This is a genomic window from Mesorhizobium sp. LMG17149 (assembly GCF_024518695.1).
Lineage (GTDB): Bacteria > Pseudomonadota > Alphaproteobacteria > Rhizobiales > Rhizobiaceae > Mesorhizobium.
This window is the reverse complement of the sequence record NZ_JANIFL010000002.1, coordinates 78465-97835: the sequence shown is the minus strand read 5'-3', so window position 1 is coordinate 97835 and position 19371 is coordinate 78465. Positions and strand designations below refer to the sequence as shown.

The 19371-nt window shown below is 62.5% G+C and carries 24 protein-coding genes and 2 tRNA genes; 12 read left to right on the top strand and 14 right to left on the bottom strand.

Translation table 11 applies throughout. The annotated features are described in order from the left end of the window. Positions 1 to 6 precede the first annotated feature (6 nt). Together purN and purM are read right to left on the bottom strand one after the other, a co-directional pair. Positions 7 to 720, bottom strand: a complete 714-nt coding sequence (purN, locus tag NP945_RS03780) for a phosphoribosylglycinamide formyltransferase (protein ID WP_127270790.1) — start codon at positions 718 to 720, stop codon at positions 7 to 9. Then, positions 717 to 1796, bottom strand: coding sequence for a phosphoribosylformylglycinamidine cyclo-ligase (gene purM / locus NP945_RS03775; protein WP_027037916.1), 1080 nt, complete (start codon positions 1794 to 1796; stop codon positions 717 to 719). The genes purN and purM overlap by 4 nt, the downstream gene beginning before the upstream one ends. Before the next feature lie 239 nt (positions 1797 to 2035). Between purM and NP945_RS03770 the strand changes: the two genes are divergently transcribed. Genes NP945_RS03770 through hdaA form a run of 3 tightly spaced genes read left to right on the top strand, consistent with a single transcriptional unit; the run spans position 2036 to position 4473 of the window. Continuing rightward, complete coding sequence (locus tag NP945_RS03770; protein ID WP_127398435.1) at positions 2036 to 2593, top strand: CDP-alcohol phosphatidyltransferase family protein; 558 nt, start codon at positions 2036 to 2038, stop codon at positions 2591 to 2593. Further along, positions 2565 to 3767: an AI-2E family transporter gene (locus NP945_RS03765; RefSeq protein WP_127270784.1), complete on the top strand. Its 1203-nt coding sequence runs from the start codon at positions 2565 to 2567 to the stop codon at positions 3765 to 3767. Before NP945_RS03770 ends, NP945_RS03765 begins: the two co-directional genes overlap by 29 nt. Before the next feature lies 1 nt (position 3768). Then, on the top strand, positions 3769 to 4473 hold the full coding sequence (hdaA, locus tag NP945_RS03760) for a DnaA regulatory inactivator HdaA (protein WP_256745612.1): 705 nt from the start codon (positions 3769 to 3771) through the stop codon (positions 4471 to 4473). A gap of 8 nt (positions 4474 to 4481) precedes the next feature. Here hdaA and NP945_RS03755 read toward each other — a convergent pair whose 3' ends face one another. Both NP945_RS03755 and NP945_RS03750 read right to left on the bottom strand, forming a co-directional pair. Beyond that, positions 4482 to 4769: a hypothetical protein gene (locus NP945_RS03755; protein WP_256745611.1), complete on the bottom strand. Its 288-nt coding sequence runs from the start codon at positions 4767 to 4769 to the stop codon at positions 4482 to 4484. A gap of 93 nt (positions 4770 to 4862) precedes the next feature. Then, positions 4863 to 4939, bottom strand: a tRNA-Pro gene (locus tag NP945_RS03750). 140 nt (positions 4940 to 5079) lie between these two features. Here NP945_RS03750 and NP945_RS03745 point away from each other — a divergent pair. After that, the gene (locus NP945_RS03745) at positions 5080 to 5385 is read left to right on the top strand and encodes an ETC complex I subunit (RefSeq protein WP_023812590.1); all 306 of its coding nucleotides are present in this window, start codon (positions 5080 to 5082) and stop codon (positions 5383 to 5385) included. 47 nt (positions 5386 to 5432) lie between these two features. Continuing rightward, positions 5433 to 5509: transfer RNA gene (locus NP945_RS03740), tRNA-Arg, on the top strand. 84 nt (positions 5510 to 5593) lie between these two features. Here NP945_RS03740 and NP945_RS03735 read toward each other — a convergent pair. Genes NP945_RS03735 through NP945_RS03725 form a run of 3 tightly spaced genes read right to left on the bottom strand, consistent with a single transcriptional unit; the run spans position 5594 to position 6477 of the window. After that, complete coding sequence (locus NP945_RS03735) at positions 5594 to 5872, bottom strand: hypothetical protein (RefSeq protein WP_256745610.1); 279 nt, start codon at positions 5870 to 5872, stop codon at positions 5594 to 5596. A gap of 39 nt (positions 5873 to 5911) precedes the next feature. Then, entirely contained in the window at positions 5912 to 6193 is a 282-nt protein-coding gene (locus tag NP945_RS03730) for a helix-turn-helix transcriptional regulator (RefSeq protein WP_127270073.1), read from the bottom strand. Continuing rightward, on the bottom strand, positions 6190 to 6477 hold the full coding sequence (locus NP945_RS03725) for a hypothetical protein (RefSeq protein ID WP_164749088.1): 288 nt from the start codon (positions 6475 to 6477) through the stop codon (positions 6190 to 6192). Before NP945_RS03725 ends, NP945_RS03730 begins: the two co-directional genes overlap by 4 nt. Before the next feature lie 307 nt (positions 6478 to 6784). On the opposite strand from NP945_RS03725, the gene NP945_RS03720 reads away from it, so the two are divergent. Together NP945_RS03720 and NP945_RS03715 are read left to right on the top strand one after the other, a co-directional pair. Continuing rightward, complete coding sequence (locus NP945_RS03720; protein WP_127270071.1) at positions 6785 to 7006, top strand: hypothetical protein; 222 nt, start codon at positions 6785 to 6787, stop codon at positions 7004 to 7006. A gap of 253 nt (positions 7007 to 7259) precedes the next feature. Beyond that, complete coding sequence (locus NP945_RS03715; protein ID WP_127319257.1) at positions 7260 to 8048, top strand: GGDEF domain-containing protein; 789 nt, start codon at positions 7260 to 7262, stop codon at positions 8046 to 8048. A 45-nt stretch (positions 8049 to 8093) separates the two neighbouring features. Here NP945_RS03715 and NP945_RS03710 read toward each other — a convergent pair whose 3' ends face one another. Next, on the bottom strand, positions 8094 to 8852 hold the full coding sequence (locus NP945_RS03710; RefSeq protein WP_256745609.1) for a glycosyltransferase family 25 protein: 759 nt from the start codon (positions 8850 to 8852) through the stop codon (positions 8094 to 8096). A gap of 374 nt (positions 8853 to 9226) precedes the next feature. Between NP945_RS03710 and NP945_RS03705 the strand changes: the two genes are divergently transcribed. Both NP945_RS03705 and NP945_RS03700 read left to right on the top strand, forming a co-directional pair. After that, entirely contained in the window at positions 9227 to 10189 is a 963-nt protein-coding gene (locus NP945_RS03705) for a glycosyltransferase family 4 protein (RefSeq protein WP_256745608.1), read from the top strand. Positions 10190 to 10322: 133 nt separating this feature from the next. Beyond that, positions 10323 to 11549, top strand: a complete 1227-nt coding sequence (locus tag NP945_RS03700; RefSeq protein ID WP_256745607.1) for an anion transporter — start codon at positions 10323 to 10325, stop codon at positions 11547 to 11549. Between the two features lie 76 nt (positions 11550 to 11625). On the opposite strand, the gene NP945_RS03695 is transcribed toward NP945_RS03700, so the two are convergent. Beyond that, the gene (locus NP945_RS03695; protein ID WP_256745606.1) at positions 11626 to 12213 is read right to left on the bottom strand and encodes a TetR/AcrR family transcriptional regulator; all 588 of its coding nucleotides are present in this window, start codon (positions 12211 to 12213) and stop codon (positions 11626 to 11628) included. A gap of 87 nt (positions 12214 to 12300) precedes the next feature. Between NP945_RS03695 and NP945_RS03690 the strand changes: the two genes are divergently transcribed. Next, positions 12301 to 13131, top strand: a complete 831-nt coding sequence (locus NP945_RS03690; protein ID WP_127319249.1) for a crotonase/enoyl-CoA hydratase family protein — start codon at positions 12301 to 12303, stop codon at positions 13129 to 13131. Positions 13132 to 13235: 104 nt separating this feature from the next. On the opposite strand, the gene NP945_RS03685 is transcribed toward NP945_RS03690, so the two are convergent. The 5 genes from NP945_RS03685 to NP945_RS03665 all read right to left on the bottom strand — a co-directional run bounded on the left by NP945_RS03685 (position 13236) and on the right by NP945_RS03665 (position 17373). After that, complete coding sequence (locus tag NP945_RS03685; RefSeq protein WP_256745605.1) at positions 13236 to 13544, bottom strand: cupredoxin family copper-binding protein; 309 nt, start codon at positions 13542 to 13544, stop codon at positions 13236 to 13238. Between the two features lie 11 nt (positions 13545 to 13555). After that, entirely contained in the window at positions 13556 to 14080 is a 525-nt protein-coding gene (locus tag NP945_RS03680) for a DUF4142 domain-containing protein (RefSeq protein WP_256745604.1), read from the bottom strand. Between the two features lie 115 nt (positions 14081 to 14195). Further along, positions 14196 to 14870, bottom strand: a complete 675-nt coding sequence (locus tag NP945_RS03675) for an RNA polymerase sigma factor (RefSeq protein WP_256745603.1) — start codon at positions 14868 to 14870, stop codon at positions 14196 to 14198. Positions 14871 to 15002: 132 nt separating this feature from the next. Continuing rightward, positions 15003 to 16064: an HPP family protein gene (locus NP945_RS03670; protein WP_256745602.1), complete on the bottom strand. Its 1062-nt coding sequence runs from the start codon at positions 16062 to 16064 to the stop codon at positions 15003 to 15005. 130 nt (positions 16065 to 16194) lie between these two features. Next, entirely contained in the window at positions 16195 to 17373 is a 1179-nt protein-coding gene (locus NP945_RS03665) for a cystathionine beta-lyase (protein ID WP_127269118.1), read from the bottom strand. Between the two features lie 454 nt (positions 17374 to 17827). On the opposite strand from NP945_RS03665, the gene NP945_RS03660 reads away from it, so the two are divergent. Continuing rightward, positions 17828 to 18463, top strand: a complete 636-nt coding sequence (locus NP945_RS03660) for a DUF1326 domain-containing protein (protein ID WP_023814117.1) — start codon at positions 17828 to 17830, stop codon at positions 18461 to 18463. Between the two features lie 9 nt (positions 18464 to 18472). After that, a complete protein-coding gene (locus NP945_RS03655) occupies positions 18473 to 19318 on the top strand; it encodes a DUF2182 domain-containing protein (RefSeq protein ID WP_256745601.1) in 846 nt (281 codons plus the stop codon). Positions 19319 to 19371: the final 53 nt, after the last annotated feature.

Genomic DNA, 19371 nt, shown 5'->3' with positions numbered 1-19371 from the left:
CTCGCCTCACGGCGTGATGCGCGCCAGATGCTCGAGGTCGGTTTCCTCGCGCAGCGGGTCGGGGGCCATCACCACCGAAGTGCCGTTGTCGGCATCGTCGGCGAAGTGGGCAAGCACGGTGCGGCCGGCCTCCATGCGCGCCTTGCCTTCGGCAACCAGTCCTAATGCCAGCGGATAGAGCCGGTGCTCGGCCTTCAGCACGCGGGCTGCCAAAGTATCGGCGGTGTCGCCGACCATCACCGGCACGGCCGCCTGTGCGATGATCGGACCGTCATCCATCTCGGAGGTGACGAAGTGCACGGTGCAGCCATGGATGCGGATGCCGGCGGCCAGTGCGCGCACATGGGTGTCGAGCCCCTTGAACGCCGGCAGCAGGGCAGGGTGGATGTTGATCATGCGGCCCTGCCATCTCTGGACGAAGCCGGGGGTGAGGATGCGCATATAGCCGGCCAGCGCCACGATCTCGGCGTTGAAGGCCGCGAGCGCCGCGTCTATTGCCGCGTCATGCGCCTGCTTGCTGCCATGGTCGGCACGCGAGACGATCTGCGTGGCGATGCCGCGCGCTCTGGCGATGCCGAGCCCGGCGGCGTCCGCCTTGTCGGAAATGACACCGACGATCTCGGCCGGGAACGCCGGGTCGCTGGCCGCGGCAATCAGCGCGGTCATGTTGGAGCCGCGCCCCGAGATCAGGACGACGGTGCGTTTCCTCTGCGCGTTCATAGGCCGATCGAGCCCCGATAGATGACGCCGGCGTCGCGGCGCGGCACGATGCGGCCGATCGGCGTCACCGTCTCGCCGGCCTCCTGCAGCACGGCGGCGACCTGTGCTGCCTGGCCGGACGCGACCGCCAAGATCATGCCGATGCCGCAATTGAAGGTGCGCATCATCTCTTCCGGCGCCACGCCGCCGGTCTTGGCCAGCCACGAAAACACCGCAGGAACGTCGATCGCCTCGAGATCGAGTTCGGCCGAAAAATCCTTGGGCAGCACGCGCGGGATGTTTTCCGGGAAGCCGCCGCCGGTGATATGGGCGAGCGCCTTGATACCATGCGTGTTGCGGATCGCCTTGAGAATCGACTTCACGTAGATGCGGGTCGGCTCGAGCAGCGCCTCGGCCAGAGTGGCCTCGTCGTTGAACGGCGCCGGATCGCTCCACGACAGACCGCTGACGGCGACGATGCGGCGCACCAGCGAATATCCGTTCGAGTGCAAGCCGGAGGAAGCCAGGCCCAGCAGCACGTCGCCTTCGACAATATCGTCGGTGGGCAGCAATTGGCCGCGTTCGGCGGCGCCCACCGCAAAGCCGGCGAGGTCGTAATCATTGCCGTGATACATGCCGGGCATCTCGGCCGTCTCGCCGCCGATCAGCGCGCAGCCGGCCTGGCGGCAGCCCTCGGCAATGCCGCCGACGATCGCGGCACCCTGGTCGGGATCGAGCTTGCCGGTGGCGAAATAGTCGAGGAAGAACAGCGGTTCGGCGCCTTGCACGACGATGTCGTTGACGCACATGGCGACGAGGTCGATGCCAATCGTGTCGTGCTTGCCGGCATCGATGGCGATCTTGAGCTTGGTGCCGACGCCGTCATTGGCCGCCACCAGCACCGGGTCGGTAAAGCCCGCGGCCTTGAGGTCGAACAGGCCTCCGAAACCGCCGATCTCGCCGTCGGCGCCCGGCCGCCGCGTCGCACGCACCAGCGGCTTGATCTTCTCGACCATGAGATTGCCCGCGTCGATATCGACACCGGCCTCGGCATAGGTGAGCCCGTTCTTGCGCTTGTTCACGTCGCGCTTGCTCATTTCTGGTGCCCGTTCAACAATTTTCCTTGTCGCGGGCTCTTCGCATGAACGGTTTCTGTCCGCAAGGATAACGGCCATTTCGGCCCATAAAACCGTGGACAGGGCGCGCATATAGGCGCTCGTGATTGGCGAAAGCCAAGCTGAAAGCCGCTCTCCCGTGAGGGAGATCGGCAGCTTCTCCCTTGTTGCCACCCGCCATCTTCATCATCTATCTCCGACCAAGAGGAGGTGCCAAGCATTTGACCATCCCAAACCTGATCACCATCCTGCGCCTTATCCTGGTGCCGGCGGTGGTGCTGGCGATGCTGCAGGCGCGCTGGGACTGGGCTTTTGCCGGGTTCCTCGTCGCCGGGATTTCCGACGGCGTCGACGGGTTCATCGCCCGCCGTTTCAACCAGCAGTCCACGCTCGGCGCGTATCTCGACCCGGTGGCCGACAAGCTGCTGCTGGTTTCGGTGTTCGTGGTCATGAGCTTCATCGGGCAATTGCCGCTGTGGCTTGTCGTCATCATGGTGTCGCGCGACGCATTGATCGTCTGCGCGGTGGTGTTGTCCGCCGTCATGACCCATCCGGTCGAGATGAAACCGTTGTTCGTGTCGAAGGCCAACACCGCGATCCAGATCGTGCTGGCCGCGCTTGTGCTGGGAGAACTTGCCCTTGCCGTTCACCTCGACCCGCTGAGGTCAGCCCTCATATTGCTGTCCGGGGTCTTGACCGTGGCTTCGGCCGCAGCCTATCTCGTCACTTGGCTGAGGCACATGAGCGGCTATGGCGAAGGCTCCACTCCGGACATCTGAGACAGAAGCGGCAGCGATCGAGGCCGCGGCCGCCGACATCGCCGCGTCCGCGACCTTTCGCCGGCAGATCTTCTTCTGGCTGGCCGGTGCCGCGCTGCTGGCGCTTTTCCTCTATGTTTTCAGCGCCATCCTGCTGCCCTTCGTCGCCGGCATGGTGCTGGCCTATTTCCTCGATCCCGTTGCCGACCGGCTGCAGCGGCTCGGCCTGTCCCGTTTCATGGCGACGGTGGTCATCCTCATCACCTTCCTCATCGTGCTGGTGCTGGCCTTCGTCATCCTCATTCCGGTTCTGGCCACGCAGATGGCCGATTTCGCCGGCAAATTGCCGGAATATCTGACCCGGCTGCAAAGCCTGATCACCTCGTTCGATCCGAAATGGCTGGAACAGAAGTTCGGCGTCAACGCCAACAGCTTGCGCGACGGGCTGAATTCGCTGCTGACCTCGGGCTTCGGCCTGGTCACCACCGTCTTCACCTCACTGTGGAGTTCCGGCATGGCGCTGGTCTCGGTGGTCAGCCTGTTCGTGGTGACGCCGGTGGTCGCCTTCTACATGCTGCTCGACTGGGATCGCATGGTGGCGGTCATCGACGGTTGGGTGCCGCGCGACAACGTCCAGACCGTGCGCGCCATCGCTCGTGACATCAACACCGCAACAGCCGGTTTCGTGCGCGGCCAGGGCACGCTGTGCCTGGTGCTGGGCGCCATGTATGCCACCGGGCTGACGCTGACCGGACTGAATTTCGGCATCCTCATCGGCCTGTTCGCCGGGCTGATTTCCTTCATCCCCTATGTCGGATCGCTGACCGGGCTGGTGCTGGCCGTCGGCGTCGCCTTCGTCCAGTTCTGGCCGGACTGGACGATGATCGTCGCGGTCGCGGTCGTGTTCTTCATCGGCCAGTTCATCGAGGGCAACATCCTGCAGCCGCGGCTGGTCGGCAAGAGCGTCGGCCTGCACCCGGTATGGCTGATGTTTTCGCTTTTTGCCTTCGGTGCGCTGTTCGGCTTCGTCGGCTTGTTGATCGCGGTGCCGGCTTCTGCGGCCGTCGCCGTGCTGGTGCGGTTCGCCATTGCCCGCTATCTCGAATCGCCGCTCTACAAGGGCCGCGGCGCGGCACCTGTGCCGCAGCTCCCGGCCGATCGCGGCGGCGGCCACCGCACGCAACCGCGTCGCTGAAGTGACTGCCCAGCCAACCGACCCGCCACGCCAGTTGCCGCTCGACCTCGGCCATGGCACCGGCTATTCGCGCGACGAACTCGTCGTCTCCGGCACCAACAACCAGGCGGTGGCGCTGGTCGACCGCTGGCCGGACTGGCCATCGCCGGTGGTGGTGCTGGCCGGTCCCGCGGGTTCGGGCAAGACGCATCTGGCCTCGATCTGGCGCACGCGTGCCAATGCGGTGGCGGTCGACGCCAGGCGCATCGGCGACAGCATTGCCAATCTCGGCGCGCGGCCGGCACTGATCGACGATGTCGATACCGGCGCGGTCGATGAACAGGGCCTGTTCCATCTGATCAATGCGGTGCGTGGTGCCGGCTCGCAACTGCTTCTGACGGCGCGCCGCTTTCCCTCGGCCTGGGGTGTGGGCCTGCCTGATCTTGCCTCGCGGCTGAAGGCGGCTGCGACAGTCGAAATTCATGAGCCCGACGATCTCCTGCTGGCAGGCGTCATCACAAAACTCTTCGCCGACCGTCAGATCGAGGTCGAACCGCATGTCGTGCAGTATCTGGTCCGCCGCATCGAGCGCTCGCTGGCGACAGCGATGCGCGTGGTGGAGCGGCTCGACCGGACCGCGCTCGAACGCAAGACGCCGATCACCAGGGCGCTGGCAGCCGAAACCGTCAACGCCATGGATGAAGGGCAGGGCGAATTCGAGATTTAGCTGAGAGGTCAGTCCCAGAGCCACATTCTGGCGAAATGACGGACGGCGAGGTAGACGGCAGAGTGAGCGGCGATATAGCCGGCGGCGACCAGCACAAACATTCCGATACTGACACGCCAGGAGCGGAAGACGACGGCGCCTGGGGCCTGCCTCGCCTGTCTGCGGCTTTCACGGTTGTTCCACAACGCCAGCGCGGCGCAGGCAATTGCCCACGTCACCATGAACGGAACGGTGATGCCGGCATAGGCAAAGTAGGCCGGTCCGAAAAGCGACACCCAGGCTTCCATTCCAAGCATCTGAACCCCCTGTTGCCGAACCGGCCACGGATGCACGACCGGAGCCGGAGCAAGTGACCATATGGCTGCGCCGGGCATTGGGCTATGAGGGGATGGTCGGAGTGGAGAGATTCGAACTCCCGACCCTCTGGTCCCAAACCAGATGCGCTACCAGGCTGCGCTACACTCCGAACGGTCTGTTGCCTATTCATTTCGGTGGTGCATGGCAAGTGCAAAAACCTGCGAGAGCAAAAACCTTGCCGCCGTGCGCATTGCGCAGTAATGACGGGCGAAGGGTGGCGATGCTGCCTTGCACAAGAACGAGGTGGCCATGTCCGCGCGCATTTTCAGCCCAGCCAAAACCGCGATGCAGTCCGGCAAGGCCAAGACCGGCCACTGGGTGCTGGAATTCGATCCCGAGACGCGCAAGAAGATCGATCCGCTGATGGGCTATACGACGTCGGCAGACATGAGAAGCCAGATCAGGCTTAGCTTCGACACGCGGGAAGAGGCGGTAGCCTACGCCGAAAAGCAAGGGCTCGCTTTCCGCGTCGAAGAGCCGAAAGAGACCAAGCGCCGCCAGATTTCCTATGCGGAGAATTTCCGCTATGACCGCAGGACGCCCTGGACGCATTGAACGGCGGCCAATGCCAGAATATCCAGCCGGCCCAAAGGCCGGCCAGCGGTCCCGTAGCTCAGCTGGATAGAGCACCGGCCTTCTAAGCCGATGGTCACAGGTTCGAATCCTGTCGGGATCGCCAAGCCTTTCGGTCCGTTCCGGACACATAGGTTACGGTTTATACCGGAGACATGGGCTTTCAGAGAGCGGCATCGGGCTCGTGCGCTCAAACCGCCGCCGCCAGAAGCAGCGTTACCCCCAGGACCGTCGACGCATAGATCGTCGCTAGAAGCACGATCGGCCGAGGATACTCGGCGGGTGTCGCGAGGCCGGCAAAGTCGGGATTTCGGGTTTCGGTGCCGGGCCACGGGACGTCGTCGTCGTCGTCGGCGTTGTCATTGCAAGCGCGCACAGAAAAACGCCGGGCTATATCGGCGGCGATCAGAGGATCGTCCGCCACCAATTTCGACCAGTCCGAAACAATGCCGATTTCACGTTTGAACATCGCTCGCCTCCCGTTTGCGCTCTAACAGCGATATCTAAATTATGTTCCACCGATAGTTTGACGAGGCGGACCGCTCTTGGTCACTGCGGCCTTCTGATTGACGAAAATCACGCCTGCTGCCTCCAACCCTCGACGGATGGCAGCCAGCTTGGCCGAACTCGGAATCCTTCGTCCGCTCTCGAAACTGCCAATCGTTCCTTCGCTGAGGCCGCACTTCGCGGCGAGTCGCACCTGCGACCATTTCAGCATCGCTCGTGCGGCTCTGCACTGCTGGGATGTAAGGGGCTGGATCCCTGAGACGGTGGAGCTTCGCTTGTTCACATCCTCAGATCCCTTCGCTTCGGCGGGACGTGGCTTTGCACCAGGCGCACCTTGTCCCTATCCACTGTGACCATTGTCCCGAGCGATACCGTGACCTTGTCGCCGTCGATCCGCGTAACGCCGCCGGATAATTCCATCAGCTGGCCCTTGGTCAGCCTGGTCGCCGGATCAATGACCGAATGCGGAAAATTGTAACCGGGGATCGACACGCTGACGCGGTCTTCCGTGACGCGCTTCAGCACCGTCGCCATGACCGCCACTTCGTCGCCGACCTTTATTGCCATGCGACTGATTCTGGGGCGTCATCTGCCGGCGTCAAGGATTAGCTAGGTCTGATATAGCAGAATCGCGGAATCAGCTTTCTTCATGCAGGGTCGCCCCCGACAGCGGCAAATACCGCAAGCCGTCCAACTCTGTTCGGTGATGAGGCGTTGGCGTGGCTCGGGCAGCCGCCCGGCGCCAGCGTATTATTTCGTGACTCCGCCTTTTCGGAACCTTCCTGCGCACAGCGCGTTCGGCCCGCTGTATTCGAGGACCCTCATATAAAAGTGGACAGGCGGGAGGCAAACAAGGGTGGGGAGGAGTGTTGCCATGTCGAAGCGAGAAATAGGCATATCTTCGGCTCTGGATCGGCGTATCGCCGATCTCAAGGCCAAGATGCAGGACGCCCGGATCACGGAATACGAAATGAAAACCTTTCAAAAAGTGGCTTCAGCCATGGGAGGCGACGGAGGTTCCCTGCGCCTCGATGCCGACGACCTGATCGCGGCATCCTTTGTCGTCGATGCGCTGAGTGAGTCAACGCTCAACTGACGACGCGGTCTGGTTCGCGCGCCGTTTTGCCCTTGTCCGGCCGGCAATTGGCTCACGCCTTCAAGCTCTGAAACAGGATGGCTGCTTTCAGCGGCCGTCTTGTGGCACGTTTGCGCAAGCCTCCGTCGCAAGTCACCGATCGGGGCTGGCGGGTGGATTTGATTCCGCCGCCCGACAGAAATTGGAGGGAAAGTCTTATCAATTTGTTTGGGTTGGTGCGTCATAGTAGCGACGGCTAACGGAGTTGAACGGGATGAAGCTCGATCTGTCGCCGACGAGCTGGGGCAGGGTGATCGCTGTCACGGTAGTCGGTACTGCATTCTTCATTGCCGTGGCGTTCTTCGTCGATTCCTTCAATTTCCCCTATCTTTCGCCCGAGGCCGTGTGGCGGGCGAAGATGACCGACTTGTTGCTGCCTTTGGTGCTGGGCGGCTCGTTTCTGTTTTTCCTGATGTGGAAGATTCGCCAGCTGGCCATCGCGCAGCGCGATCTCAGCATCATCGCCGCGACAGACAGCCTGACGGCGGTGCTGAACCGTGGCGCCTTCTCTATGCTGGTCGAAGCCTATCTCGAGCAGACCCGAAAGCAGGAGCAGACCCGTTCGGGGGCGCTGCTGATCATCGACGCCGACCACTTCAAGTCGATCAATGACCGCCTGGGCCATGACTGCGGCGACCAGGCGCTCAAACTGATAGCGCAGGCGATCAAAGGGCAACTGCGTGGCGGCGATATCGTCGGCCGCATCGGAGGCGAAGAATTCGGCGTGTTTCTGCCCGGCGTGGACCCCTCGCAATCCTGGGTGGTCGCCGAAAGCATCCGCCGGCGTATCAGGGAGATGGAATTCTCACCCGGCGGCAGGCCTTGTCCGCTTTCCGTCAGCATTGGCGGCACAAGCTTTACCGGTCCGATAACCTATGAGGAAATCTTCTCCGCTGCCGACAAAAGGCTTTACACGGCCAAGTCGAACGGACGCGATCAAGTCAGCTTCGATCCGGCCGGAACGTCTCCGGCGCCTCCGCCCGGGGTTGCCACCGTGCATTGATGGGTGACTCGGGACCGTCACGCAGCAGTGCTTTGGCTGCCGACATCACGCTAAAGAGATAGTTTTCTCACGCCTGAAGCGCCAGATATCGAAAATCTGTCGACTTATACGCCTTGCTTCGACCAGGAGCTTTTCCGCGGGACTCCGCTTTGGAGCGGAATTTGCGCTGGCTCTCACGAGCCGCTCCTCACTAAGAAGGCTGGTCAACCCCAAGGCCTTCTCACGAATAAGGTCATTTTGCACACACAGTGCGGGCAACAGTTGGTAGATCGCTTTGCTTGACGATGTCGGAAGCGACGGATCGAAGATAACGTGATCGGCGGGCGCATCGAGACTTCGGGCGATCAGATCGCGCGCTGCTTGCTTCGAAATGATGTACCCGGCCGCTCCGATGTGGGACCCATATAGCCTAACAACCGAAAACACCCGACTGACGCAGGTGCGCTTCATCGCGATAACGGTTTTCTTTAGGTAGGTTTCCAGCTTGACGATATCGGCGTTGGCCGGAATCCATCCATCATCGGAAAGCATTGGGCCAGCTGCTTCGGACAACAGGACATCATCCTCGAAGATCGCACCAAAGGCATCCTCACCATCTGCGATGATGGTCCAGCAAACCTTGTGGCTCATAAGGCAAGCCGCTTCCGTGGGAGTTAAACTTGGTGAAGTCGCAGCAAATTCCGGTCGATGCAACGCGTCTACGGCAGGAACCCGGTCGAACGAAACACCAACCTTCGCGAATTCAGCCGTGACATGGGCAAGTCGATCGGGAGACCGATCGAGGTTAATAACCATACATTTCATTGATGCCCCCCACAGGCTATCGGTCGATAATTACTGCCTCGACCTTGAAATAACTTGCTTAACTAAATAGCGAGACTCTGCAAGGGGTAGGCGACGCAGCTTAGGCTGCCAGTGATGTTTTTGAGCAATAGATGGACGACTTAGCACTCACCGAATGCCCCCGTATTGACGCAACCTGCGTAATGGGCGACCGATATCTCGGGCAGCTAAATACCAGCTGAAGGTAGATGTCTCTGTTCACAGCGATTTTTCAGCAGCTGCGTTAGCTCTGCTCGGCCACAAGTAAGGCCTCCGATCGCCATGTGGGCAGCACGGCAACGGCCAGATTTTCACTATCGGCAAACAGCCGGCCAAGCTAACAAAGCGCAGCGACCATGATCCATTTGTTCAACGGCTTTCAGGATCCCTTCGGCGGCAGTGACCTTGAAGCTCTGGAACTGTACCGGCTGTTGAGTGCCGATTCCGAGGTGCATCTGTGGGCAACCTCCTCCAGCGTGTCCGGCGAGTTGATGCGGAATTTCCCGATTCGCCGCGTCTCGCTGTCGAAGTGGGATGTCCCGAATGGCGGCACCTACGTCTTTCTCGGCTCGCATTGGCGCAACAAGGTGTGGCCTTACCTGATCCCGCGGCCGCGCCGGCTGATCTATGTCTTCAATACCTTTCACCCGAAAATCATCGCGCTGACGACGCGCATGCCCCGCATGCTGAACTGGCCAGACGCCGAACTGGTGCTGATTTCCGATTTTCAGAGACGGATGCTGCGGGTCGATGGCGTCGTGCATCCATCGCTGATCGATGTCGAACGTTTTTCACCCCGGCGTCTGGCTTCGGATCGTCCGTTCACCGTCGGACGCTTGAGTCGCGACGGGCCGGGCAAACATCATGCCGATGACATACCCCTCTACGAGACATTGCTGGCCGAGGGCACAGCCTTGCGGATTCAGGGCGGGGCAGGGCTCAAGGACAGCCTCATGCCGCATCCGCAACTCGAACTGTTCCCACCCGGCCGATTTTCCGCCGAAGAGTTTCTGCGGACGCTCGACGTGTTTTATTATCGCACCGGTTGGCATGTGGAGACCTTCGGTCGCGTCGTGTTGGAGGCGATGGCCTGCGGTTTGCCTGTGGTCTGCCATTCCCATGGCGGCTATTCCGACCACATAAGGCATGGCGAAAACGGTTTCTTGTTCGAGACGACTGAACAGGCGTTGCGCATCCTTGCCGATCTCAAAGCCGATCCGACATTGCGGGCGACAGTGGGAAAAAGGGCGAGGGAGTCCTTCGAACAGATCTATTCTTCCCAAGCTGTGCGACAGAGGCTGGATTTCTATTTGCGTTAGCCCGGCGTCTGAAACCGTCTGCCCGGCCGGTTTGGCATCCAGATCGACATCGCGTTAAAGGGTGAGCACCCGAATGGCCTCCGGGTGGGTGGCAGGCTTCGGCGCGGAAACAGACTGGGCAGGACTTCTATCGATGACATTGATGGGCGCGGCGGCACTGCTGATCCTGATGCTGACTTACGCCGGTGTCGCCATTGGCCGCATCCCCGGCCTGCGCCTCGACCGGGCAGGGATCGCCCTGCTCGGCGGGGCCGCGATGATCGCCATCGGCGCGCTCAGCATGGAGGATGCCTACCGGGCGATCAATTTCGACACCATCACGCTTCTGCTCGGCATGATGATCGTGGTGGCGCATCTGAAAGTGTCAGGCGCCTTTCGCGGTCTTGGCGCCATCGCCATCGAACACGCGCACGCCCCCTTCATGCTTTTGGTGATGGTGACGCTGCTGACCGGCGTGCTGTCCGCCTTCCTGGTCAACGACGCCATCTGCCTCGTCATGGCGCCGATCGTCGTCCATGTCACCCGTGTGATCAAGCGCAACCCGATCCCCTATCTGATCGCCACCGCCACCGCGTCGAATTGCGGCAGCGTCGCTACCATCACCGGCAATCCGCAAAACATGGTCATCGGCGCGCTGTCGGGCATTTCCTATCCGGCCTTTTCGGCAGCGCTGGCTCCGGTCGCCCTTTTCGGCCTCGTCGCGGTCGTTGTCATCATCCGCATCGTCTACCGGGCCGAATTCGCCCGAACGGTCCAACTGACGCCCGAGGTCTCGCGTGGCCGCATGCACAAGGGGCAGGTGCTGAAGGCGGTGGTGGTCTGCATCGGGCTGGCAATCGCCTTCTTCGCCGGTGTGCCTGTCGCCAAGGCCGCACTCATCGGCGGCGCCATCCTCTTGCTCACCCGGGCCATCAAGCCGGAACGCATCTACCGCGAGATCGACGGGCCGCTGCTGTTCATGTTCGCCGGTCTGTTCGTGGTCGTCGCCGGCGCCGAAAAGACGCTTCTTTCGCCAGACATGATCGCTTCGGCCAAGAACCTCGGGCTGGACGATGTCTGGCGCCTGTCCGGGTTCACCGCGGTGCTTTCCAACATCATGAGCAATGTCCCGGCCGTGCTGGCGCTGCGACCCTTCATACCCGGCCTGGAAAACCCCGAGCGCGCCTGGCTGGTCGTCGCCATGAGCTCGACACTGGCCGGCAATTTCACGCTGCTGGGTTCGGTCGCCAACCTGATCGTCGCCGAACAGGCACGCGCCGCCGGCACGACGCTGTCGTTCGGCGCTTTTTTCAAGGTCGGCTTGCCGCTGACGCTGATAACGCTGGCCGCCGGCACCGCATGGCTGGCGTTTGGGTTCTAATGCATGTCGCCCAAAAGTGGCCCCGGTTTTGGCGCAACGACATGCATAAAACCAAAGGCTTAAAGCGCGTCGCGTATTAGACCTGGCTGCCTGAAATTCGCGCCCGCACCAGCGTCGCCGCGGCGCGTCCGGCGGCCTCGATGTAATCGGGGTTGCGGTGGATCAGCATGATCGAAAAGCAGCCGTCGATCAAAAGCACGATCTCGCGTGCCAAGGCAGGCGGCTCACCGACGCCATGGTCCGACAAGGCGCCGGCCAGCCATGTTTCGAAATTCAGCTTGTGCCGCGCGCCGACCTTGACCGCCGGATGTCCGGGCATCGAGGCGAGTTCGGCGGCCGTGCGCAGGAAGCCGCATCCTTTCCATTTCGGGTGACGAGCGGACCTCGCCAGATTGGTGAAGATCGCCTCGACCTTGCGATCCGCGCCGCCTTCGGCGGCATCGAACCAGCCGGCCATCCGCTTCAGATTGGGTTGGTCGCGGCCATCGAGATAGGCGGCGATGAGGTCGTCCTTGCTCTTGAAATGGTAGTAGAGCGTGCGCTTGGTGAGACCCGCTTCCTCGGCGACGGCATCGACGCTGACGCGACCGATTCCTTCGGCATAGAAGAGCTTGGTCGCGGCATCGACAATGCGTTTGCGTGTAGGACTTTGCGTGTCAGGCATGAGCTTAGGTATACCGACTAGTGAATATACACAAGCGAAAAGGGGCATAGTCTTCCGGTCATCAGTATGATGAAGAAGGAAGAGCCAATGACCGATCTTGTCCTCAACGAAACCCGGGATGGGATTGCCATCCTCACCCTCAATCGGCCGGAGAAGCTCAACGCGCTGAACTATGCCCTGATCGATCGCCTGCTTGCGATCCTTGACGACATTGAAGTCGATGACAGCGTTCGTGCGGTCATTCTGACCGGAGCAGGGGAGCGGGCGTTTTCGGCCGGCGGCGACATTCACGAGTTCTCGGCCAGCGTGGCGCTTGGCGTCGATGTCGCGATGCGTGACTTCGTCATGCGCGGGCAGCGGCTGACGGCAAGACTGGAAGCGTTTCGCAAGCCCGTCATCGCTGCCGTCAACGGCATTGCCTTTGGTGGCGGCTGCGAAATCACCGAAGCGGTGCCGCTGGCCATCGCCAGTGACCGCGCTTTGTTCGCCAAGCCGGAAATCAACCTCGCAATGCCGCCGACCTTTGGTGGAACCCAACGCCTGCCGAGGCTCGCCGGGCGCAAGCGGGCGCTGGAGTTGCTGTTGACCGGTGACTGGTTTGCGCCGCCGCGGGCGCTTGAGCTGGGTCTCGTCAACGAGGTTGTGCCGCATGCCGAATTGATGCCGGCCGCGATCGGCCTGGCCAGGCGTATCCTGCGACACTCCGATCTGGCGATTGCCGGCATCCTCACGGCAGTGGCCCGCGGCCTCAACCAGAGCATCGCCGAAGGTTTGCTGGTCGAGGCCGAGCAGTTCGCCCGCATGGCCCCGACCGCTGATCTGCGCGAAGGGCTGAATGCCTGGATGGCACGCCGCGAGCCGGGCTATGACGGCTCGTGGACGCATATCGCGCGTCCCGACGAGGCCAGGCGAGCCTGAAGCGGGTCGCCTGAAAGGCCAGGCGACCAGGTCTTTGTTTTTATGCATGTCGTTCTCCCAAAACCGAGGTCACTTTTGGGCGACATGCACTCGTTGGCGTTGGATCAGGGCGTCACCACCAAACGGCCTTTCATGTTGGGGTGAAAGCGGCAGAAATAGTCGACCGGTCCCGCGGCCTTCAATGTCAGGCTTGCGGATTTCTTCGGCGGGATCATCACTTCCCAGCCGCCTTTCACGGTGGCCGTGTGGGCGAACACATCCTTGTTCACCCACTCGATCGTGTCGCCGACCTTGGCCTCGACGGTGGCTGGCGAGAACACCAGCCTGTCGATGATGACCTGGATGGTTTCCGCTCGCGCCGGAACGGTACCGACGGCCAGCGTCAACGCAATCCACAGATAGCGTTTCGGCATGCTCCCGGTCCTTACTTGAGCCTGCCGGCGACGTGCTCGGCGTGCTGCTCATGGCCCTGGAAAATCTTCAGGCCGGTTTCCAGCAGGCTCTTCAGGTCGGCATTCTGCGCCGACGGGATCAAAAGGGTTTCGAGCGCGCCGTTGACCTGCTTGTGGTAGGCGACCTCGTTATCGACATAGGCCTTGTCGAAGGCAGCGCCGTCGAGTTTGGCGAGCTTGGCCCGCTCCTCCGCCGCAGCTTTGGTCAGCGCCTGGCTGGTGGCGTTGTCTTCCGGCGTGACCTTGAGCTTCTTCACCAGATCGAGCGCCTGCACGTTCACGGCTTCGTGGTCGCGCACCATGTCGTTGGCGAAATCCACGACCTCCTTGGTCTTCGATTTTTCGATGGCCAGCTTGGCCGCTTCAACGTCGATGACCCCGGCCGTATAGGCGATGTGGGCGATCTGCGGATCGCTTGGCTTGTCGGCGGCTTGTGCGAACGGGGCGGTGCCGAGCAGCAGCAGGGCGGCGAGCGCGGCAGTGTGTCGGATGGACATGGCATCTCCTTCGCCGGACGCTGAAAATCTCGCCGGACTGTGTTTTCGGTTGACGGTCATTGGATGCTGGCCAGCGGCAAACGTTCCCGCCAAAATCAATTGAATCCGGTGAGGCTCAGCTTTCCAGCCCGAGCCGCCGCATGACCGCGCTGGTCAGTCGTTCGCAACGCCGGCCGGCGAAGGGGAAGGCATCGAGCAGCACCGGCCCGATCTGATCGTCCAGCGCCTTGCGCACGAGGGCGCGGGCGCGGTGCAGCCTTGTCTTGACGGTTTGCGCCCGCACGCCGAGGAGGTCGGCGGTCTCTTCGATGCTCAGGCCCTCGATCACTCGCGCCACGAACACCGTCCGGTAGACGTCGGGAAGGCTGTCGGTGGCCTGTTCGACCAGTTGGAGGATCTGCCTTTGCGCCATCGTCCGTTCCGGATCGTCGCTGGGGTTGAGGGGGAACCGGATGATCTCGGCTTGCGGATTTTCCGGCATTGTCACCGTTCTGCGCCTTTTGCGCAGGCGACCGAGCGCCTCGTTGATGACGATGCGCGACAGCCATGTGGCGAGCGAGGAGTCGCCGCGAAACGCATCGAGATGGGCGAAAGCCTTGACGTAGGCCTCCTGGACGATGTCCTCGGCCTCGCTGTCATTGCGCACGACGCCGCGCGCGATCCGGTAGAGCCGCTGATTGTGTGTCTTGATGATGGTGCGGAAGGCATCGCCGTCGCGCGCCAGCGCGCGGTGCACAAGCTGCATCTCGCCTGGCGCAGCGGAAGGCACGGCCGTCAACACAGCGGGCATGGCCACTTTCCTCAACCCAATCTCCGAACCAAGATCTCGATCGGGAGATTGGACGCTGTCGCCGGCAAAAGGTTCCCGAAGATTTTCTGCCGGGCCCGGCGGCCGCTACCCTACAGTGCGAGTGAAGGCTTGTCAGGCAGCCTGCAGGCGCGCCGTGGCCGCCAACAGATCGGTCTGGGTGATCAGCCCGAGAATCCGCTTGTCGTCGTCGACGATGATGACCGCGTGGCTGCGGCCGTCGGTGAGCACGGGCAGCAGACCCATGGCGGCGAAGCCGGCGGCGGCTGTTGCCGCGGGCGATATGACGGATCCGACCGTCCCGGAGGCCTGGGTGAGTTCGCGCAACCCCACGGTGCCTGCCAGCCTGTCCTCCGCATTGACGACCGGCAAGGTCCGGATGTTGTGGTCAAGCAGCAATTGGCGCGCCGCCCCGGTCGAGGTGTGAGCATCGACCGAGATGACATCGCGCGACATGATGTCCTCGCACAGAAGGGTCTTGTGCGCGCGCACCATCGCCTGCAATTCGACCTGCCGCAGCAGCCGGTCGAGATCGTTGCGATCGATATCGAACGTCTCGTCGAGTGCGCCAAGCGCGGCATCGATGTCTTCGGAGCGGAAGCCGACGCGCAGTTGCGCCGGCGGATCGCCGGTGCCGTGGCTGTTCGCCGGCGCTGCAACCGGCACATGCGGATAATTGCGCCGGGCCAGCCTGTGGAAGCCGTAGCCGAGCGCCACCAGCAGGATCGAGTTCAGCGCCACCGGCACGAATGGAAACAGGAAGCCGGCGCTGATGACGGCAGGCCCTCCCAGCACCGCGGTCAGCGCGGCCGCTCCGCCCGGCGGATGCAGGCAGCGCGTGAACGACATGGCGGCGATGGCCAGTGCCACCGCGATGCCGCTGGCAAGGGCGGTTTCGTGGATGAAATGCGCCACGATCACGCCGACCAGCGCCGATATCGTGTTGCCGCCGATGATCGACCATGGCTGTGCCAGCGGACTGGCGGGCACGGCGAACAGCAGCACCGCCGACGCCCCCATCGGCGCCACCAGCAGCGGCACATGCGGGCCGTTGCCGAGTACAAGGCTGGCGATCACGCCGGTGAGCGCAATGCCGATCGTCGCGCCGATACAGGCGACGAGACGCTCGCGCAGCGTCGCGCCGGCAAGAATGGGAACAAAAAGGCGGAAAGCCATGGGGTCGAAAACTCTGCCGGTATTCCAGGGGAAGTCGAAAATGTGCTGATCGCACCGCAATGACGCGGCATCGTTGAATTTGAAAGCCAAACTGATCCGGCAAACCGCAATTTTAGGGAATAGAATTCCGCTACGCAGCCGCCGCGGCGGTCAGGCCGCGCGAGATGTCGGCCTTCAGGTCGTCGACGTCCTCGAGGCCGATCTGCAGGCGGATCAACGGACCCTCATAGGGCGCTTTTGCAACGACGCGGTCGCCGAGCCAGACCGGTACGGCAAGGCTCTCATAGCCGCCCCAGGAATAGCCGAGGCCGAAGATCCGCAGCGCGTCGAGAAAGGCGTGCTGCTGCTTCTGGCCGCCACCGGCAAGAACGATGGAAAAGATGCCGCTGGAGCCGGAGAAATCTCGCTTCCACAGAGCGTGGTCCGGATGGCTGGGCAGGGCCGGGTGGAGCACGCGCGCCACGCCCTTCTGGCCCTCGAGCCAGGAGGCGATGGCAAGCGTACTGCGCTGATGGTGTTCGAGGCGCACGCCCATGCTGCGCAGGCCACGCAGCACCTGGTAGACGTCGTCGGGCCCGGCGCAACAGCCAAGCGTGCAGAAGCTCTCGTAAAGATGCGTCCAGCAGCTCTCATTGGCCGACACCGTGCCGAGCAGCACGTCGGAATGGCCGGCTGGGTATTTGGTCGCCGCATGGATCGAGATGTCGACGCCGTGGTCGAGCGGACGGAAATAGAGTGGCGTCGCCCACGTATTGTCCATCATGACGATGGCGCCCGCGGCGTGCGCCGCCTTGGCGATAGCCGGGATGTCCTGCACCTCGAACGTGTTGGAGGCCGGCGATTCCGTGAACACCACCTTGGTGTTGGGCTTGATCAACGCCGCGATGCCGGCGCCGACATCGGGGGCGTAATACTCGACCTCGACGCCCAGCCGCTTCAGCATCGTGTCGGCGAAATTGCGGGTCGGATGATAGACGGTATCGACGATCAGCAGATGGTCGCCGGCCGAGACGAAGGCGAGTAGCGGCACCGTCACCGCCGCAAGGCCCGACGGCACTACGATCGTGCCTGCCGAGCCTTCCAGCGCGTCTATGGCATGGGCAAGCGCATCGGTCGTCGGTGTGCCGCGCGTGCCGTAAGTGTATTTCTGGGTGCGTGCCGCCATCGAAGCCGCGTCGCGAAACAGCACGGTCGAAGCATGCACCACCGGCGGATTGACGAAGCCGAAATAGTCATGCGGATTGTTGCCCGAATGGGCAAGCCGCGTGTTGATGCCCATCCCGCCGTGCTCGCTGCCGTCTTTCGCCATTCTGCGTCGCCTTGTTTGACAAGCCGCTAGCCATAGTGCGGCGCTATGGACCGTGCAACAGCCACCGCCCGCCAGGAGGCGGACTTCGATATGCCAGTTCGTCACGGCAAAAACAGCGATGCTGGGACAGGGTATCAAACGAAAAACCCGCCTGTGCGGCGGGTTATCGGCGCAAATCAGCACCATGGACGAATATGTACCATAGCTGAGTGCAGGGAGTCAAGAAAAAATTCCTATCGCGAAAGGCGCGGCCTTTATTGACCTGCGTTCGGAGCCCTTATCTCAGCCGATCGGCCTATTGTGGGCGGCTGTGGATGGTATATGATCGTCGGCTAATGTTAATCGCCGGATTGCTTCGATCAGATGCTGCCGGATGGTTGCTGCCGGTTGACCTCTGGTCCTCCACGATCCGGATCGCGCTCACGAAGCGTGAGCGCGGCCAGGGAGGAATGCCATGCCGGACGTCAAATGGGCCATGAAGGCGAGCGAATTCATCAACTGCAACTGCGCCTATGGCTGCCCGTGCCAGTTTAACGCCATGCCGACATACGGATTCTGCCAGGCGGTCGCCGGCATGGAAATCGAGAGCGGCCATCACGGCGACACCAAGCTCGACGGGTTGCGGTTCGTCGGGATTTTCAGCTGGCCCGGCGCCATACACCAGGGCGGGGGTGAAGCCGCGGTGGTCATCGACGAGAGGGCGACGGAAGCCCAACGTGGCGCGCTGCTTCGCATATTGGGCGGTCTGGACACCGAGCCAGGTGCAACGATATTTCAGGTCTTTTCGACCACGCTGGAGAAATTCCACGATCCGATCTTCGCGCCGATCGAATTCAAGATCGACGTCGACGCGCGAACCAGTCAGCTGCATGTCGAGGGTATAACCGACGGTCGCGGCGAGCCGATCCGGAATCCGGTCACCGGCGCCGCGCACCAGGCGCGCATCGACTTGCCGCACGGCTTCGAATACGCGATCGCCGAGGTCGGGCGCGGCTGGACCAAGGCGACGGGCCCGATCAAGTTCGAACTGGCCGATACGCACAGCCATTTCGCCAATCTGCATCTTACGCAGAGCGGCATCGTGCATTGACCTGATCCAATGGGCGATACGGCCCTCGAGGCGGTGCTGAGGCGCGATCGCGCGGTCGTGATGGCCGCGCTCGTGGTGATTGCCGTGCTCGCCTGGACCTATGTGCTGTGGCTCGCCGCCACCATGGTCATGCCCGGCTCCCCCTTGCCGGATAGCGGAGGCGGCGACATGGCCGGCATGGATATGGCCGGCATGGATATGGGCGCCGCCATGGCGCCCGGCTTCCGGCCCTGGGCATTGGGCGATTTCGCCTTCACCTTCACGATGTGGGCGGTGATGATGGTCGGCATGATGACGCCGTCGGTCGCGCCGATGTTGCTGCTCTATGCCGGTGTCGGCCGCAAGGCGCGGGCGGATGGCCGGCCCATCGCTTCGACGGGATGGTTTTTTGCCGGCTATCTCGCCGTCTGGGTCGTCTTCAGCCTCCTGGCGACCGGTGCGCAATGGCTTCTCGCCCGTCTAGCCTTGCTCGATCCCTCGATGGCGACCGGCAGCGCGATCCTCGGCGGCCTCGTTCTGATCGCCGCCGGTCTCTATCAATGGACGCCGATGAAGGGCGTCTGCCTGCGCCAATGTCAGGCGCCGATCGCGTTCCTGGCCGGCCGTGGCGGATTCCGTTCCGCTCCGCTCGGCGCGCTTCGGCTTGGCATGGATCACGGCGCTTATTGCCTGGGGTGCTGCTGGGCGCTGATGGCTCTGTTGTTCGTCGGTGGCGTCATGAACGTGCTGTGGATCGCCGGCATCGCCATCCTTGTTCTGCTGGAGAAGACGGTGCCGACCGGGCAGCTGATTCCGCGCGTTTCAGGCGCGTTGATAGCCGCCATCGGGATCTGGATCGTCTTTCAAGCCCTTTGAGAACAGTCTTCGTCGGCGGTCTGTATTGGTATGCAGCCGTCAGTAAATTGTCA